This is a genomic window from Mesorhizobium sp. LSJC285A00, assembly GCF_000503155.1.
Lineage (GTDB): Bacteria > Pseudomonadota > Alphaproteobacteria > Rhizobiales > Rhizobiaceae > Mesorhizobium.
Genome location: NZ_AYVK01000006.1, coordinates 184,382 through 201,076, shown reverse-complemented (window position 1 = coordinate 201,076; position 16,695 = coordinate 184,382). Strand labels below are relative to the sequence as shown.

At 63.6% G+C, this 16,695-nt stretch carries 21 protein-coding genes; 12 read left to right on the top strand and 9 right to left on the bottom strand.

Going from position 1 to position 16,695, the window contains the following annotated elements; translation table 11 throughout:
- The 5 genes from ruvB to X726_RS160240 all read right to left on the bottom strand — a co-directional run.
- A partial coding sequence (ruvB, locus tag X726_RS160220) for a Holliday junction branch migration DNA helicase RuvB (protein ID WP_023668771.1) occupies positions 1-664 on the bottom strand: 664 nt, incomplete at its 3' end.
- A 43-nt stretch (positions 665-707) separates the two neighbouring features.
- The gene (ruvA, locus tag X726_RS160225) at positions 708-1,328 is read right to left on the bottom strand and encodes a Holliday junction branch migration protein RuvA (RefSeq protein WP_023668770.1); all 621 of its coding nucleotides are present in this window, start codon (positions 1,326-1,328) and stop codon (positions 708-710) included.
- 10 nt (positions 1,329-1,338) lie between these two features.
- Positions 1,339-1,845 carry a crossover junction endodeoxyribonuclease RuvC gene (ruvC, locus tag X726_RS160230; protein WP_023668769.1) on the bottom strand — a complete coding sequence of 169 codons (507 nt, stop codon included), beginning with the start codon at positions 1,843-1,845 and terminating at the stop codon, positions 1,339-1,341.
- A 66-nt stretch (positions 1,846-1,911) separates the two neighbouring features.
- On the bottom strand, positions 1,912-2,442 hold the full coding sequence (locus X726_RS160235; RefSeq protein WP_023668768.1) for a DUF1465 family protein: 531 nt from the start codon (positions 2,440-2,442) through the stop codon (positions 1,912-1,914).
- A 385-nt stretch (positions 2,443-2,827) separates the two neighbouring features.
- The gene (locus X726_RS160240; protein ID WP_023668767.1) at positions 2,828-3,208 is read right to left on the bottom strand and encodes a hypothetical protein; all 381 of its coding nucleotides are present in this window, start codon (positions 3,206-3,208) and stop codon (positions 2,828-2,830) included.
- Between the two features lie 311 nt (positions 3,209-3,519).
- On the opposite strand from X726_RS160240, the gene X726_RS160245 reads away from it, so the two are divergent.
- Positions 3,520-4,071 carry a DUF2269 family protein gene (locus X726_RS160245; RefSeq protein ID WP_023668766.1) on the top strand — a complete coding sequence of 184 codons (552 nt, stop codon included), beginning with the start codon at positions 3,520-3,522 and terminating at the stop codon, positions 4,069-4,071.
- 7 nt (positions 4,072-4,078) lie between these two features.
- On the opposite strand, the gene X726_RS160250 is transcribed toward X726_RS160245, so the two are convergent.
- Complete coding sequence (locus X726_RS160250; protein WP_023668765.1) at positions 4,079-4,849, bottom strand: sulfite exporter TauE/SafE family protein; 771 nt, start codon at positions 4,847-4,849, stop codon at positions 4,079-4,081.
- Between the two features lie 257 nt (positions 4,850-5,106).
- Here X726_RS160250 and X726_RS160255 point away from each other — a divergent pair, with 257 nt between their 5' ends.
- Positions 5,107-5,565, top strand: coding sequence for a GNAT family N-acetyltransferase (locus tag X726_RS160255; protein ID WP_023668764.1), 459 nt, complete (start codon positions 5,107-5,109; stop codon positions 5,563-5,565).
- Here X726_RS160255 and X726_RS160260 read toward each other — a convergent pair.
- The gene (locus X726_RS160260; RefSeq protein ID WP_023668763.1) at positions 5,562-5,999 is read right to left on the bottom strand and encodes an Lrp/AsnC family transcriptional regulator; all 438 of its coding nucleotides are present in this window, start codon (positions 5,997-5,999) and stop codon (positions 5,562-5,564) included. The genes X726_RS160255 and X726_RS160260 overlap by 4 nt on opposite strands.
- Before the next feature lie 129 nt (positions 6,000-6,128).
- Between X726_RS160260 and X726_RS160265 the strand changes: the two genes are divergently transcribed.
- The 3 genes from X726_RS160265 (at position 6,129) to X726_RS160275 (ending at position 8,948) form a co-directional block, all read left to right on the top strand.
- Positions 6,129-7,046: a DMT family transporter gene (locus tag X726_RS160265; RefSeq protein WP_023668762.1), complete on the top strand. Its 918-nt coding sequence runs from the start codon at positions 6,129-6,131 to the stop codon at positions 7,044-7,046.
- Positions 7,047-7,189: 143 nt separating this feature from the next.
- Positions 7,190-7,837, top strand: coding sequence for a thiamine phosphate synthase (locus X726_RS160270; protein ID WP_023668761.1), 648 nt, complete (start codon positions 7,190-7,192; stop codon positions 7,835-7,837).
- 46 nt (positions 7,838-7,883) lie between these two features.
- On the top strand, positions 7,884-8,948 hold the full coding sequence (locus X726_RS160275) for a tetratricopeptide repeat protein (protein WP_198037287.1): 1,065 nt from the start codon (positions 7,884-7,886) through the stop codon (positions 8,946-8,948).
- A 9-nt stretch (positions 8,949-8,957) separates the two neighbouring features.
- Here X726_RS160275 and X726_RS160280 read toward each other — a convergent pair whose 3' ends face one another.
- Entirely contained in the window at positions 8,958-9,974 is a 1,017-nt protein-coding gene (locus X726_RS160280) for an NAD(P)-dependent alcohol dehydrogenase (protein WP_023668759.1), read from the bottom strand.
- 101 nt (positions 9,975-10,075) lie between these two features.
- Between X726_RS160280 and X726_RS1000000167950 the strand changes: the two genes are divergently transcribed.
- The 7 genes from X726_RS1000000167950 to X726_RS160310 all read left to right on the top strand — a co-directional run bounded on the left by X726_RS1000000167950 (position 10,076) and on the right by X726_RS160310 (position 16,198).
- Entirely contained in the window at positions 10,076-10,939 is an 864-nt protein-coding gene (locus tag X726_RS1000000167950; protein ID WP_023668758.1) for a LysR family transcriptional regulator, read from the top strand.
- A 141-nt stretch (positions 10,940-11,080) separates the two neighbouring features.
- Positions 11,081-11,647 carry an elongation factor P gene (efp, locus tag X726_RS160285; RefSeq protein ID WP_023668757.1) on the top strand — a complete coding sequence of 189 codons (567 nt, stop codon included), beginning with the start codon at positions 11,081-11,083 and terminating at the stop codon, positions 11,645-11,647.
- Between the two features lie 22 nt (positions 11,648-11,669).
- Positions 11,670-12,470, top strand: coding sequence for an inositol monophosphatase family protein (locus X726_RS160290; RefSeq protein ID WP_023668756.1), 801 nt, complete (start codon positions 11,670-11,672; stop codon positions 12,468-12,470).
- A 206-nt stretch (positions 12,471-12,676) separates the two neighbouring features.
- Entirely contained in the window at positions 12,677-13,297 is a 621-nt protein-coding gene (locus X726_RS160295) for a hemolysin III family protein (protein ID WP_245272079.1), read from the top strand.
- 179 nt (positions 13,298-13,476) lie between these two features.
- Positions 13,477-14,502 carry a MotA/TolQ/ExbB proton channel family protein gene (locus tag X726_RS160300; RefSeq protein WP_023668754.1) on the top strand — a complete coding sequence of 342 codons (1,026 nt, stop codon included), beginning with the start codon at positions 13,477-13,479 and terminating at the stop codon, positions 14,500-14,502.
- Between the two features lies 1 nt (position 14,503).
- Positions 14,504-15,535: a peptidoglycan -binding protein gene (locus X726_RS160305; protein WP_023668753.1), complete on the top strand. Its 1,032-nt coding sequence runs from the start codon at positions 14,504-14,506 to the stop codon at positions 15,533-15,535.
- 237 nt (positions 15,536-15,772) lie between these two features.
- A complete protein-coding gene (locus X726_RS160310; protein ID WP_023668752.1) occupies positions 15,773-16,198 on the top strand; it encodes a hypothetical protein in 426 nt (141 codons plus the stop codon).
- A 78-nt stretch (positions 16,199-16,276) separates the two neighbouring features.
- On the opposite strand, the gene X726_RS160315 is transcribed toward X726_RS160310, so the two are convergent.
- Positions 16,277-16,630 carry a DUF1304 domain-containing protein gene (locus X726_RS160315; protein WP_023668751.1) on the bottom strand — a complete coding sequence of 118 codons (354 nt, stop codon included), beginning with the start codon at positions 16,628-16,630 and terminating at the stop codon, positions 16,277-16,279.
- Positions 16,631-16,695: the final 65 nt, after the last annotated feature.

Genomic DNA, 16,695 nt, shown 5'->3' with positions numbered 1-16,695 from the left:
CGGCGATGCGCGGCGTGCCGCGGGCGCGACGTGCGATCTCCAGCGCGCCATCGTCGCCAAGCGGCATTTGCAGGATGCGGGCGCCGCGCCGCACGATCTGCTCCAGTTCCTCGACAGAATAGAAATTGAGCCGCACCGGAATGCCGAAACGGTCGCGCAGCGGGTTGGTCAAAAGGCCGAGCCTGGTGGTGGCGGCGACGAGCGTGAAGCGGGCAAGATCGATCTTGACCGAGCGTGCCGCCGGACCTTCGCCGATGATCAGGTCGAGCTGGAAATCCTCCATCGCCGGGTAAAGGATCTCCTCGACTGCCGGATTGAGCCGGTGGATCTCATCGATGAACAGCACATCGCGGTCTTCGAGATTGGTGAGAAGTGCGGCGAGATCGCCGGCCTTGGCGATCACCGGACCGGAGGTCGAGCGGAAATTGACGCCGAGCTCGCGCGCCATGATCTGCGCCAGCGTTGTCTTGCCAAGCCCCGGCGGCCCGACGAACAGCACATGGTCAAGCGCCTCGCTGCGGCCCTTGGCGGCCTCGATGAAGACTTTGAGATTGGCCCGCACTGCGGCCTGGCCGACGAAATCGGCGAGCGTCTGCGGCCGCAAGGTCTGCTCAGCATCCTCGCCGCGCTTTTCCGGGGCAATGAGGCGGGGTGAAAGGCTCATGCGGCCTTCCTCGCACAGGGCAAAGGACCGGACAAGCAATCACTCACCGCGCCAGTTCCTTCAGCCCGAAACGAATGAGCTTCGAGGCATCGGCGTCCTCGCCGGCCGTCTTCAGCGCCGCCGCGACAGCATTGGCTGCTGTGTCGCGCGAATAGCCGAGATTGACCAGCGCCGAGACGGCGTCGGTAATCGGCGCCGGCGCCACGCCTTCGCCGAGCTCCTGCTTAAGGCCGATGGTGCCGGAGGCGGTTCCGGCATAGGCCGGCGCCTTGTTCTTCAACTCGGTGACGATGCGCTCGGCCACCTTCTTGCCGACGCCGGGCGCGCGGCTGACCATGGCGATGTCGCGCAGCGCGATCGCATTGGCGAGGTCTGCCGGCGCCAGCGTCGACAGGATGGCCAGCGCCACCTTGGCGCCGACGCCTTGCACATTGCTCATCAACAGCCGGAACCATTCGCGCTCAAGCACCGACTGGAAACCGTAGAGCCGGATCATGTCCTCGCGCACATAGGTCTCGATGAACAGCACCACCGCCTCGCCGGGCGAAGGCAGCGCGGCCAGCGTGCGCGCCGAGCAATAGGCGACATAGCCGACGCCGTGCACATCGACGAGGCAGAAATCCTCCTCGATCTCGTCCAGCGTGCCTTTCAATTTGCCGATCATGCGTGATCCCTCATGCCAGCGCCATCCTGTAGGCGACGCTTTGCCGGTGATGCGCGTGGCAGATGGCGATAGCCAACGCGTCTGCGGCATGTTCGGTGTCGAAAACGGCTTTCGGCAACAGCACCTTTACCATCATGTGGATCTGCTTCTTGTCGCCATGGCCAACGCCGATCACCGCCTTTTTGACGGCATTGGGGGCATATTCGGCCACAACAAGGCCGGCGCGCGCCGGCACCAGCATGGCTATGCCGCGCGCCTGGCCGAGCTTCAGTGTCGCCACCGCATCCTTGTTGACGAAGGTTTGCTCGACGGCCGCTTCCTGGGGCATGGCCGCATGCAGGATCTCGGCCAGCCCGTCATGCAATTGGCAGAGCCGTGTCGCCAGCGCCGCCTTGTCGTCGGAGCGTACAGTGCCGGAGCTGATAAAGCGCAGCGAGTTGCCGAGGCTCTCGACGATGCCCCAGCCGGTGCGCCTCAGCCCCGGATCGATACCGATAATGCGAATCGCTTCCCTCATGCGCGAAGTCTACCTCCGGCGCACAGCGATGTCAGCGAAATGTGAACAAACCGGAAACGGAGGCGTTTAACCTCGAGCGAAAGCCGTGTTCAGCAGCGTGATCTGGTCGGAAACCGGATTGGCGCGGCGGGCGGCGGCAGGCGTCTCGGCAAACGCGCCGCCATAGATCTCTTCGTCCATGCGGCGCACCAGCGCCTGCAGGCGCAGCGAGCGGGTGACGAGGTCGAGGAAATCCTTCGGCAGTTCGCCCCAGCCGACCGCTTCGTCATGCGCCGAGGCGGTGTCGAGACGCACCTTGGATTTTTCCGAAGCGACCTGGTCGCGGGTCATCTCGCCGGAATTTGCCGCCCGCTGCAAAAGCAGCCAGGAGGCGACTTGCATCAACCTTGTGGTCAGCCGCATCGATTCGGCCGCATAGAGCGTCGCCGCCAGCCTGGACAGCTTCTTGGCCTCGGCCCGGCCCTTGCCGTCAAGATACTCGGCTGCCTGTTCGACCAGGCCCATGCCTTCCTGGTAGAGCGGTTTGAAGGATTGGGAGAAAACCCGGCGTTCCGCCAGCTTGATGGTTTTCGCGATGCCCTTCGAAGGCTCGTTCATCGATACGCCCCTGCACTGCCCCGTCGGCTGATTCGGCTTCTCGCCGTCACGCCGGCACCCTAGATGACTGAAGCTTGAAAATGCGCTTCGCCGCCGGCGAAGGCAAGCACATGTTTAACAAACGGTTAACGCCTGCGCAGGGGCGCCAAGCGGACCAAAAGCAGACAAAAAAAGAGCCGCGGATAAGGCGGCTCTCAGGAGTTTAACAGGGAGGCGTCAAACGAAGTGGCTCCAACCACTCGGTAAGAATCCAGATCACTGGATGGACATAGTAAACACCTGTAAAGCTTAATGAACCCTTAACGGCGCGGATATTTCTTGATCGACCGCTGCCCTTCTGTGCCGTATCAGCACAACGGTGCCCTAAGCCTGATCGTCGGCTTGTTCATGCCTTCTTCCACACAGCCGGCAAGGAAATGAAGGCGAACAGCAGCATTGCCGCATAAAACCCCATCGAGGAGGAAGCCAGCACCGGCTCGATCTCCGGATGGCCGGCAAGTTCAAAGTAAAGCCCAATCATCAGTGCGATGCCGCAGATTGCCGTCAGCCAGAAATGCACGACGGCAATCGTCTTTTGCCCGACCGCTGGAAACAGGTGGTAGAAGAAGGCAAACACCGCCGACATCAGCCAGCCCGCCACCATGGTGTGCGCGTGGGTCGGCATCTGCCCATGGTCATTGGAGATCGCCATATGCAGGCCGAGCGCCATGCCGCACAGGGAATAGATGACGGCCAGGGTGAAGAAATTTCGTGCTACGCCTTGCATGGGATACCCTCGTTGGTTGTTGCAGACTTGGTCCGACCGCGCGCGGCCAAAATGGAGCGTCGGTCGCGAGCGGCTTAGTCCCCGCAGGTTTCAGGATCATGCCGCGAAACCAGCCAATGCCGACACGGCGTCTATCCGGCAAATGCCGGGTATTGTGCGGGCTGGCGGTAAAATCCGGCGACGGCGCCACCGCAACAAGCCGGCACCCACGCGGCATCTTCTGGATACATGTACGGAGATAATCCGCCCTCCTTCGGAAGCAGACGCGCGATAGCAGCGTTTACCCCCGGAACGATGCACAAGGAGCGGCAATGGACTGGTATTCTCTCTTCAAATTCCTGCATGTCATGGCAGCGATCCTCTGGCTCGGCGGCGGTTTCGCCATGCTGCTGGTTTCGATACTCGCCGATCGCGACGGCGACGACGAGACGCTGATGGTCATGCTGAGAACGACGGACAAACTCGGCTTGCGTCTGTTCGTGCCGGCGTCTATCGCGACCCTGGCTTCTGGTCTGGTGCTGACTTCGCTATGGACCGGCTTCTCCGACCTTTGGGTCGTCATCGGCCTTTGCGGCTACGCCGCCGCGTTTCTGACCGGTATCCTCGTGCTGAAGCCTTCGTTCGAAAAGCTTGCCGCAATGCTTGCCGCGGACGGCATGACCCCGGCTGCCATAGCGTTTGGGCGCCGCATGATACGGATCGTCAAGTTCGATTTCGTCATCATGATCGTCGTCGTCGCCGACATGGTGCTGAAGCCGACCGCGCACGACATCGCCACTCTCGGCGCCATGGCGGTCGTGGTCGTTGGTGGTGCATCGCTGACCTTTGCGAGCGCCCCGCGAACCAAACCGGCAGCCGCCTGAGCGGGATTTAGAGCAGGCCGGCGATCCCGTCCCAAAGCAGCTTGACCGCGACCACGGCCACGGTCGCGTAGGTGAAGGGATAAAAAATCTCCGGCCGCATGCGCCGCACCAGCCAGGCGCCGGCGATGGTGGCCAGCGGCGCCAGCGGCATCAGCACGGCCGACGCCGTCAGGTTGGCGGTGTCGAACTGGCCAAGCGCGAAGTAGGGGATCAGCTTCAGCGCGTTGGTGGCGGCAAAGAAGATCGCCGATGTCCCCGACAGCACCTTCGGATCGAGCCGGATCGGCAGCGCATAGACCTGGAAGGGGGGCCCGCCGACATGGGCAACGAAGCTGGTGAAGCCGGCGACGGTGCCCCAGAAGGCGGCGGCGATGCGGTTGGGCGCCGCCGCATGGTCGGAACCGTGGCGGAACTGGAGATAGAGCCAGCGCAGCACGAAGATCAGCGCGACAGCGCCGACGATCAGCCGCACCATCTCTTCGGTTACGAGCGCTGCCGTCAGCCAGCCGAGCCCAATGCCGATCACCGCGCCCGGCATCATGTCGACCAGCATCTTTCTGTCGTAGACGCCCCACCACGTCCACACCGAAACGATGTCCATCAGGCACAGGATCGGCAGCAGGATGGCCGCCGCCTGCACCGGCGGCATGGCCAGCGCCATCAAAGGCACGCCAACGAAGCCGACAGCGCCGCCGAAGCCGCCTTTCGACAGCCCGACAAGTATCACCGCCGGAATGGCGGCGGCATAAAACCACGGATCGGCGAGCAGACCTGACATGAACTGGAAATGCTGGAGGGAAGACGGTTGCCCTGCAATAGCCTAGAAACCCTTGCGCCGCGACCGGGAAAATGCCGGCCGTGTCGATCAACTGTGCGTAAAGCGACGGTTCCGGATTTACGGCAAGATCGCCGCCGATGCATAAGGGCGCCGTCCGATGCATCAGGTTTTGACCCCAGGTTTTGGCCCCAGGTTTTGACCCCAGGTTTTTGGCCCCAGGTTTTTGACCCCAGGTTTTTGACCCCAGGTTTTTGACAATGAGCGAACCCCACATCCGCCGCGCCGAAGCGGCCGACCTGCCTGCCATCGTAGCCATGCTCGCCGACGATCCGCTTGGCCGCAGCCGCGAGGATGCGACCGAGCCACTCGCCAAGGCCTATCGCGACGCCTTTGCCGCCATCGACGCCGACCCCAACCAGTTTCTTGCCGTGATGACGGATAGCGGCCGCGTCATCGGCACGTTGCAGATCAGCTATCTCGCCGGGCTGTCGCTGCAGGGCGCCTTGCGCGGCCAGATCGAGGCTGTGCGCGTCGTCGCAGACCGCCGCGGCGAACGGCTGGGACAGCGTCTGCTGGAATGGGCGATCGAACAGTGCCGTGAACGCGGCTGCAAGATTATCCAGCTGACCACCAACAAGAGCCGCCAGGACGCGCATCGCTTCTATGACCGGCTCGGCTTCAAGGCCAGCCACATCGGTTACAAATTGGAGCTTTAGTTCAGCGGTGGAGGACGGCGCCGGATCGGCTGCGCCTTGATGATGGCGGTGCTGGTTTCCGCCTTGTCGGCGATGCGGTCGAGAAGCTTGTCGAGCTCGCCGATGGAGCGCACGTAGAGCCGGGCCACGAAACAGTCGTCGCCGGTGACCTTGTCGCATTCGCCGAATTCCGGGATCTCCTCGATCAGCTTCTGCACGATATGCAGCTTGCCCGGCAGTGGCCGCACCCGCACGATCGCCTGCAACGGAAACCCCAGCGCCTCCGGGTCAATCTCGATGGTGAAGGCGCGGATGACGCCGCGTTCCTCGAGCCGCCGCAGCCGTTCCGAGACGCTCGGCGACGACAGCCCGACCTGCTGCGCCAGCTCCTTCAACGAAGTCCGCGAATCCAGGATCAGGATGTGGAGAAGCTTTCTGTCCAACTCGTCCAGCATTTTCATCTCCTCGCAAAAGGGCAGCGCGCGCCTTATTAAATAAGGTGTTGTCCCCTTATCACCTTTCATAGGGCATATAAACCCTCAAGACGGCATGAGATTATGGCCTCAACGGATAGAGGTATTGTCATGGAAAGCACGGTACGCGGCACGATCGAGATGACGGCGGCGATGACGATCGTCGGCACGATCGGCTGGTTTGTCGTCATGTCGGGCCAGCCCGTCATGGACGTGGTGTTCTGGCGCTGCGCCTTCGGAGCGGTGGCGCTGCTGATCACCTGCGCGGCACTCGGGCTGCTGCGCGGCAGGCTGACGCTGCGCATTGTTGCCATCGCCGCTCTTGGCGGCGCGGCTATCGTCATCAACTGGCTGTTGCTGTTCAGCGCCTTCTCCCGCGCCTCGATCTCGATTGCCACGGCGGTCTACAACACGCAGCCCTTCATGCTGGTCGGCTTCGGTGCGCTGTTCTTCGGCGAGCGGCTGACCCTGGCCAAGCTGACCTGGCTCGGCATCGCCTTCGCCGGTATGCTGCTGATCGTGCAGACAGGGCCCGATGCGGGTGTCGGTTCCGGCATAACCGGCACAGATTATGTCATCGGCATCGTCATGGCGCTCGGAGCGGCCTTCTTCTGGGCTGTCGCGGCAATCGTCGCCAAGAAGCTCAAGGGCACCCCGCCGCATCTGATCGCGCTGATCCAGGTCTGCGTCGGCGTCGTCATGCTGGCGCCCTTCGCCAACCTCTCGCATTTGCCCGCCGATGCCTGGAGCTGGGCCATGCTGGCCACGCTTGGCGTCGTTCACACCGGCCTGGTGTACATATTGATGTACGCCGCCATCCAGAAACTGCCGACGCATCTGCAGGGGTCGCTGTCCTTCATCTATCCTGTCGTTGCGATCCTGGTCGATGTGATGGCCTTCGGCCACCGGCTGCATCCGGCCCAGCTCGTTGGCGCAGCCGCCATCCTGATCGCCGCCGCCGGCATGAATCTCGGCTGGACTTTGTGGAGGGCCAAATCGCCGGCCGAAAGCCCGCAAGCCGTCAAATGAGCCGCAGAGCGTCTGCTCGCCGGCGATCGTAAACCAAAGCCAGCGCATCGTTCCCCGCCCGCCTGTTCAAGGCGGGCGCTTTGTTCTATGCCGCAATGCAACCATCTTCGCCCGGCATAGGCGAAACCCGGGATCGAAAGCCAATGAACGACGCAACACCCCCCAACCGCTGCCGCATCGTGCTGATCGCGCCCAAGGACGCTCCGGCGCAGCGCATTGCGGCTGCCTTCGACGGCGGTGATATCGCTTCCCTGATCCTGCCTGAAAACGGCATGGACGAGGCTGCCTTCCAGGCCTTCGCAGAACAGATCGTACCGGCCGCGCAAGCGGCCGGCATCGCCGTCATCATCGCCGGCGATACCCGCATTGCCGGCCGTGTCCAGGCCGACGGCATTCATGTCGAGGTTTCCAAGGACGCGCTCGCCGAGACCATCGAACACTTCCAGGGCAAGATGATGGTCGGCGCCGGTGGCGCCAAGACGCGCGACGACGCGCTGGAACTCGGCGAAACCAGGCCCGATTACATCTTCTTCGGCCGCTTCGGCTACGACAACAAGCCGGAACCGCATCCGCGCAACCTGTCGCTCGGGCAATGGTGGGCGGACGTGATTGAGATCCCTTGCATTGTCATGGCCGGTTCCGCCATCGCTTCGGTAGAAGCGGTGGCCGCCACTGGCGCCGAGTTCGTGGCGCTGTCCAGCGCCGTCTTTGCCGAAGGCGCCGATCCGAAGGCGGCGATTGCCGCCGCCAATGCGCTGCTCGACCAAACCGCGCCGCGCTTCGAGGGCTGACGTGCGCCGACCTGGACTTCCTCTCGCGGTTCTCGTTGCGGCCTTGATGAGCGGGGCAGCGATCGCGGCGGAAACCGTTCCGCTGCCGCAGCCGAGGCCGGACACCAGCGCGCCCGCCCTCAGCGTGCCGGATGCGGTCGCCCCCGATGCGGGTGCCCCAAAAGCCGGTGCCACGGATTCCGGCGTCCATATCGACAAGCCGATCGACACCCCGCTGCCGCAGCCGGCGACAACCGCGCCGCTGCCGTCGGCCGACGCGATCAACCCGGAGCGTTTCGGCGCCAAGCCGGCGGACCCCGCCTATGGCGCTTTCCAGCGCGGCCTTTACAAGACGGCCTACAATCTGGCGTTGGTGCGGGCTCAGAATGGCGACCCGGCGGCGCAAACGCTGGTGGCCGAGATCCTGTCGCGCGGGTTGGGCGTGCCGCTCGACCCAGCGGGAGCCGCCAAATGGTATGCGCAGGCCGCCGAGCAGGGGATTCCTGAATCGCAGTTCCAGTATGCGCTGATGCTGCTCGACGGCCGCTACGTCAAGAAGGACGAAAAGGGAGCCTATGCGCTGATGCAGGCCGCCGCCGAGGCCGGCAACCGGCTGGCGCAGTTCAACTTCGCGCAATTGCTCGTGCAGCAGGATCCTGGCGATGCCGGCATCGCCAGGGCTGTGCCCTATTATGAGCGTGCCGCGGCGACAGGGCTTGCCGACGCCCAGTATGCGATGGCGCAGGTCTATGCCAATGGCGTCGGCGGCAAGACGCGAGACGATGCAAAGGCGCGCAGCTTGCTGGCACAGGCTGCCAGGCAGAACTACGACACCGCGCAGATCGATCTTGCCGCCTGGATGATCGAGGGCCGCGGCGGTGTTCGCGACCTGAAATCCGGCTTCAACTGGATGAAGCAGGCAGCTGAAGGCGGCAATGTCGCTGCCCAGAACCGGTTGGCAAAGCTCTATATGGGCGGCATCGGCACCGACCCCGACCTGATCCTGGCTGGGGCCTGGTATGTGGTCGCTCGCCGCGCCGGCCTTATCGATCCGGAGATGGACGATTTCCTGCAAGGGCTGACCGACGACCAGACAAAGCAAGCCTTGCAGAAGGCCAACCGCCTGCCCTGACACGCAACGTCACTGTGTATGATCCAGCACGACCTTGCCGAAGGGAGAGCCGTGTTCGAGATGGCGAAAGGCCTGCGCTGCCTCTGCCCATGGGAAGACCCGGTCGATCACCGGCCGCAGCCGATTGACGGCGAGCGCCTGGTTCATCGCTTCGAAGGACTCGCGCGAGCCGACCGGTGTGCCGCGTGCTTTCACCTGGCGTCGGAAGATGTCGAGCGGATTAATCACCCCTTCGCTGCCGCCGAGATAGCCGATGACATTGATCTGGGCGCCACGCGCCGACGCCTTGAGCGAATGCGCGAAACTCTGGGGACCACCGACTTCGATGATGTGGTCCGCGCCACGGCCATCGGTCAGCGCCAGCACGGCCGACGACCAGTCCGGATTGTCGCGGTAGTTGATGCCGTGATGCGCGCCGAGCTCTTTGGCCCGGACAAGTTTCTCATCGCTACTCGACGTAACGACGACCCGCGCGCCGGCCGCCTTCGCGAACTGCATGGCAAACAGCGATACGCCGCCCGTGCCGAGGCTGAGCACGGTCTCGCCCGGCTTGAGGTTGCCTTCCGTAAACAAGGCATGCCAAGCGGTGACGGCGGCGCAGGGTAACGTCGCCGCCTCTACGTCGCTGAGATGCGCCGGCGCGATGACAGCCGCCTGTTCGTCCAGCCGGGCGAATTCGCTCAGCAAACCGTCGATGGGGCCACCGCGCTGGTATGAGGGTTCGGCCATGGCGAAGCTGCCGCCGACCCATCGCTGCCAGAACGTGCCGCAGACCCGGTCGCCAACCTTGAAGCGGCTGACCTCGGGGCCAAGCGCGACGACCTCGCCGACGCCGTCGGAAAGCGGCACCAGCGGCAAGGGGAATGTCGTGTGATAGCTGCCGCGCGCGATCTCGACATCGCGGTAGTTGAGCGCCGTCGCCTTTACCCTGACGATCATCTCCTGACGGCCGGGCTCCGGCATTGGTCGTTCGACCATCTTGAGGTTGTCGATGCCGCCCGGCTTCTGCAGTTCGATTGCCTTCATTGTCGTCGTCCTTTCGTTTGAAAGGAAAATTGCTTGCCAGGCGATGGATTTCAAATTCATAATGTTTACAATGATTATGCTTACGAGACATGGTTCTAGCTATGCTTGAGGAATTGCGCACGCTCGCCCTGTTTGCCGAGGAGGGCTCGATCCAGAAGGTCGCCCGGCGCCTGCCGCTGACGCAGCCGGCTGTGACCCGGCAAATCCAGCGGCTGGAGGACATGCTTGGCACGACGCTGCTCGACCGCCGGCAAAAGCCGCCGCGACTGACGCCGACGGGGCTGGAAGTGCTGGCGCGCGGCCGCGATATCATCGCTTCCGTAGAAGCGCTGAAATCCTTCGCCGGAAAGACCGAGCCGGAAGGACTGTTCCGCCTGGGTCTCGCCCATGGCCTCTCGGACCGCGACATCGCCGGGGCCATCGCCAACGCCGCGGCGGCGTTCCCGAAAGTGTCGCTACGGCTCAAGACCGGCTGGAGCGCCGAACTGATCGATCAATTCGAACGCGGCGAGCTCGATGTGACGATTGTTCTGCGATCGTCGGACAAGCCAGGTCCGGAAGCGCTTGGCACTGAACGTCTTGGCGTCATAGCTGCGTCCACCGTCGCCGATCCGGAAGACGGTGGCCGGACACCCATGCCGTGGGTGCTTAGTCCGGCCCCTTGCGACGCGCGCCAGAAACTCATGTCCGTTCTGGTCGGCGGAAGGCGTTATTTCGAGATCGCGGCGGAGATACAGGATCCGGCCTTGCAGATGGAATGGGTCCGTCGGGGGCACGGCCTTGGGCTAGTGCCGTTGCGTCGTGCAAGGCGCGGACTTCCCGACGGCCTCATGCTGGTCAACACGGAAGATGTCGACCTTTCCTTGCAGGTCGCCGCACTTCGTTCGCCTCATCTCAACCGGCTGACTGAGGCTGCGGATGCCATAGTCGAGGCCGTCGGCAAAGTCATTGCAGCCCAGGTTTGAGGCTACCAGCCCTTGTCGGGCGATCTGGCATCCCTTGCCTCTCCTGCCGATTTGTGGTCTTGGGGGCCCGAAATCGCTTGTCCAGCGACCATCCCCATACCAACGGCCAAGCCGTTGGTAGCATCCCGGATCAATCTCATAATGGCCAAGATCAATGGCAACGAAATCCGTCCCGGCTATGTCATCGAGCACGATGGCGGCCTTTGGGTGGCGGTCAGGACCAACACCGTCAAGCCCGGCAAAGGCGGCGCCTACAACCAGGTCGAACTGAAGAACCTGATCAACGGCACCAAGCTCAACGAGCGCTTCCGCTCGGCCGAGACCGTCGAGCAGATCCGGCTCGACCTGAAGGATTTTTCCTTCCTCTACGCCCAGGACGACGCACTGGTGTTCATGGACACGCAGAGCTACGAGCAGCTCGAGCTGGCGAAGGATTTCGTCGGCGACCGCGCCGCCTTCCTGCAGGACGGCATGATGGTGACGGTTCAGCTCTATGAGGACAGGCCGATCGGCATTTCGCTGCCCGACCAGGTGACGCTGACCATCACCGAGGCCGACCCGGTGGTGAAGGGCCAGACGGCCGCGTCCTCGTACAAGCCGGCGGTCCTGGAAAACGGCATCCGCGTGCTGGTGCCGCCATTCATCGGCGCCGGCGAACGCATCGTCGTCGACACCAACGAACTCACCTACATGCGCCGCGCAGACTGACACGTAGGCAGGAACAGATACGATGGCACGCTCCGCACTTCTCAATGTCATGGTCCAGGCCGCCATGAAGGCCGGCCGCTCGCTGTCGCGCGACTTCGGCGAGGTGCAGAACCTGCAGGTGTCGATGAAGGGACCGGGCGACTATGTCAGCCAAGCCGACCGCAAGGCCGAGGACATCCTGTTTGCCGAACTGTCGAAGGCACGGCCGGGCTATGCCTTCCTGATGGAAGAGCGCGGCATGATCGCAGGGGACGACGACCAGCACCGTTGGATCGTCGACCCGCTCGACGGCACCACCAATTTCCTGCACGGCATTCCGATCTTTTCCATCTCGATCGCGCTGGAGCGACAGGGCCAGTTGGTCGCCGCCGTCATCTACAATCCGGCAATGGATGAGCTCTACACCACCGAGCGCGGCGGCGGCGCCTTCATGAACGATCGCCGGCTGCGCGTTGCCGGCCGCAGCAAGCTCACCGACTGCGTCATCGGCTGCGGCGTGCCGCATCTCGGCCGCGGCCAGCACGGCAATTTCCTCGTCGAGTTGCGCAATGTGATGGCCGAGGTCTCGGGCGTGCGCCGCCTGGGTTCCGCCGCGCTCGATCTCGCTTATGTCGCCGCAGGCCGCATGGACGGCTTTTGGGAAACCGGCCTGTCGGCCTGGGACATTGCCGCCGGCCTGCTGCTGATCCGCGAGGCCGGTGGCTTCGTCTCCGACATGGATGGCGGCCAGGATATGCTCGAGGCGGGTTCGCTCGTCGCTGGCAACGAGGTCATCCAGCGCGCGCTGCTCAAGGCCGTGAAGAAGCCGCTTTCGGCGCGCTGATCACTTGGCATGCCGGCGCGGCGCGCTGAAGCGCCGCAGTCGCAAAACCGCAATCAAAGCTTGAAATACTGCCCGGCGGCCGCCCAGATAAGGGTGACGCAGGATCTTTTATGACGAGCATACCTTCACTATCCTCGCGAGAAGCGCAGCCAGACCAGCCAATTGAAATCCCTTTTGTCGGGCGTTGGCACTATTCGCGTGCGGAGATGATCGCCGATGGCATCGTCCACGCGGTCGGCATCGTGCTGGCGATAGCCGCCGGCTCGGCGTTGCTGGCGCTGGCCGCCTTCCATGCCGGTCCCGGCGAATACATCGCCGCCGCCTTCTTCGTGGTGTCGCTGCTGACTGTGCTGTCGATTTCGCTGACCTACAATCTGTGGCCGGTGACGTCGCCGGCGAAGTGGATCTTGCGGCGCTTCGATCATGCGGCGATCTATCTCCTGATCGCCGCGACCTACACGCCCTTTCTGGCCCAGCTCGACGGCTCGCCGCTGGCGCTGCCGATGATTATCCTTGTCTGGACCGCTGCTTTGACCGGCATTGCCATGAAAGTGTTCCTGCCCGGCCGCTTCGATCGTCTGGCCATTGTCTTCTATCTCGCCATCGGCTGGAGCGGCGTCGTCCTGGTCAAGCCGCTGGTGGCGACGTTGCCGACGACTTCGATCGCGCTGATTGTCGCCGGCGGCATCGTGTACTCCTGCGGCGTCATCTTCTTCGCCTGGAAACGCCTGCGCTTTCACAATGCCCTCTGGCACGGCTTTGTCGTCACCGGCGCCGGGCTGCATCTTGCCGCCATGGTCGACTGCCTGGTCGTCAACCGCCTCTGAGCGGCGTGGTGCGGCCCGACAGTCGGGCAATATTGCCAAGCGCCATTCAATTTGGTCACAATTCCGTTTAGAGTCGCGAATTACGTGATCGGCGGCAATGGAGCGGTTCCAGGGAAGTATGAGCGGCTTCCCGTTCGGAATTGCGTCAAGGCAAATAGAGCATCGGAAACGGGGCACGGATGGCTTTTCTCAGATCCTTCGGCGTGGGCAGGCGTTCTGATGTCCTGATGTACGATCCGCACAAACTGTCGAGCCCGCAGGTCTTCCTCCTGACCATGGTCATCTTCCTGGTCATCGTCGCCTTCATCGCCGCCATCCTCACCCGCCAGATCTCGACCGCTTTCGGGAGCAATCCCGGCCTCAACGGCCTGATCGTCGGCGTCCTTGTGGTCGGCATCCTGCTTGCCTTCGCCCAGGTCGGACGACTGTTTCGCGAAGTGCGCTGGGTCAATTCCTTCCGCGCCGGTTCCGAAACCACCGAGCCGGTGCTGCTGGCGCCGATGAAGGCGATGATCGGCCGCTCCTCGACGGTCGCCTTCTCGACGTCTTCGATGCGCACCATGCTGGATTCGATCGCCACCCGCCTCGACGAAAGCCGCGACACCTCGCGCTATCTCGTCGGGTTGCTGGTGTTCCTCGGTCTGCTCGGCACCTTCTGGGGCCTGCTCAACACCATCGGCTCGATCCGCGAAACCATCGAATCGCTCGATCCCGGCACCGGCGACGCCGCGGCCGTGCTCGATTCGCTGAAGCAGGGGCTGTCGGCGCCGCTGGCCGGCATGGGTACGGCCTTTTCGTCCTCGCTGTTCGGCCTTTCCGGGTCGCTGGTGCTAGGCTTCCTCGACCTGCAGGCCGGCCGCGCGCAGACCCGCTTCTATACCGAGCTTGAAAACTGGCTGTCCTCGGTCACCGATCTCTCCTCCGACATCGCCGTCGCCGACCCGGCCAAGACTGAATCCTCCGACGAGATCCGGGTCCTGTCGGAACGGCTGCGCAGCATGCAGGAAAGCGGCGGCGGCTCCAATCCGCGCGTCGCCACCGCCATGGCCAATCTCGCCGACGGCATTTCCGGCCTGGTCAAGAACATGCGCTCCGAGCAGCAGATCATGCGCGACTGGGTCGAGGCCCAGTCGGACGAGCAGAAGGCGATGCGCAACACGCTGGAAAAGATCGCCGACGCGCTGAAGAAACCCGGGGTCCACTAGCATGGCTCTCGCCAGGGGCCGGCGCACCGATCGCCGGATCGACTATTGGCCGGGCTTCGTCGACGCGCTGTCGACGCTGCTGCTGGCCATCATGTTCCTGCTTACCGTTTTCGTGCTGGCGCAGTTCCTGCTCGGCCGCGAACTCTCCGGCAAGGATACGGCGCTCACGCGCCTCAACTCGCAGATCAACGAACTGACGCAGCTGCTGGCGCTGGAGCGTTCGACCGCGCAGGACAAGGACGATTCGCTGGCCAATCTGCAGGCGTCGCTGTCGGCGGCGGAAGCTGAGAAGAGCCGGCTCGAGCAGTTGCTGGCGCAAGGCGCCGGCGCCGGCGACGCCGCCAACCAGCGCGCCGCGGAGCTCGGCGGCGAACTCGACAGCCAGCGCCAGATCAGCCAGCAGGCGCTGAGCCAGGTCGAGATCCTGAACCAGCAGATCGCGGCACTGCGCAAGCAGATCGGCGCGCTCGAGGACGCCCTCAACGTGTCCGAAACGCGCGACCGCGATTCCAACACCAAGATCGCCGATCTCGGCCGTCGGCTCAACGTCGCGCTGGCGCAGCGCGTGCAGGAACTGAACCGGTACCGCTCCGACTTCTTCGGCCGCCTGCGCGAAATCCTCGCCGATCGCGAGAACATCCGCATCGTCGGCGACCGCTTCGTCTTCCAGTCGGAAGTTCTGTTCCCGACCGGCTCCGAAGTGATCAACGATGCCGGCAAGGTCGAGATGAAGAAGCTCGCCGACGCCATCATCGAGTTGCAAAAGGAAATCCCGCCCGAGATCAACTGGGTGCTGCGCGTCGACGGCCACACCGACAACAAGCCGCTGTCCGGCGCCGGCCGCTATCGCGACAATTGGGAATTGTCGACGGCGCGTTCGACCTCGGTGGTCAAGTTCCTGATCGAGAACGGCGTGCCCGCCAACCGGCTGGTTGCGGCCGGCTTCGGCGAATTCCAGCCGCTCGACCCCGCCGACACCGAAGACGCCCGCAACAAGAACCGACGCATTGAACTGAAACTCACCGAACGGTGATTTTCAGTCACGCGAAATTGTTTGCCAGCTCAACTCTAGGGCGAAACGCCAGGCCGGCAAGGCCTGAACATTATCTTTCTTTAATTACACTTCGCGTTTCCGGGCTCCTACTTTGACGCGCAGGGCCGAGAACCGCCGGCGATGCCTCCCATCGCGACGCGACGGAACCGGACGGCCCGCTTCCGGAAGGCGGAGCGAAAGCGCTTGCCCCTTCCATAGCAGGAGGAGACGCACATCATGAGCTCTTTGAAGACTCTCAGGACCGCAACCCTCACGACACTTCTGATCACTGTTCCACTCGCCGGCGCCTATGCCGCCGGACATCACAAGGGCGCCCTCGACGCCAGCGACCCGACCGACATGACCGGTCCGCGTGTGACCGGCCTGATCGAGCAGGTGCGGGGCGTCGAACAGGGCATCGCGGATGCGCGCGAAACCAAGGGCATCTCGACCTCGGAAGCGCAGTGGCTGCATCTGCGTGCGGCGCATATCGGCCAGGCCGCCGAACGGGTCGCCGCTTCGGACCATGGCCGGATCCCGGCCGCGCAATATCACGATCTGCTGCGCCGCCTCGACAATGTCGATCAGAGGCTGATGTCCGACACCGGCAGCGGCTTCATGATCGGTGATGGCTCCGACGGCGGGAATTATCCGAACGGCTGAGATCCGCTCTGATATCTCCAGGAATGAGGAAGGGACTGTCTGACGCCCCCGGATCTGGCTCCGAGGGCGTCTTTTTTGTCACCAGCCCAGCCACAGCGCAGCGAGGGCCAGCACCGCCGGCACGGTCTGAATATAGAGGATCTTCCGGCTGGCAGTCGCCGCGCCATAGAGGCCGGCGACGGCGATGCAAAGCAGGAAGAACACCTTGATCTGGAATCCCGCCGCGCCGAGATAGAGGCCCCAGATCAGCCCGGCGGCAAGGAAGCCGTTGTAGAGCCCCTGATTGGCGGCGAGCACCTTCGATGCGCTGGCGAAGTCCGGCTTGAGGTTGAACGCCCTGTGCCCGCGCGGTGTGTCCCACGCCACCATCTCCAGATAGACGATAAAGAGGTGGATCAGGGCCACCAGCCCGACCAGGATATTGCCGATCATCTTAGTCTCCCCTCCATGGCGGTGTTCCACCGTCAGCCAGCATTCCACGCACCAGCTCACCGGCG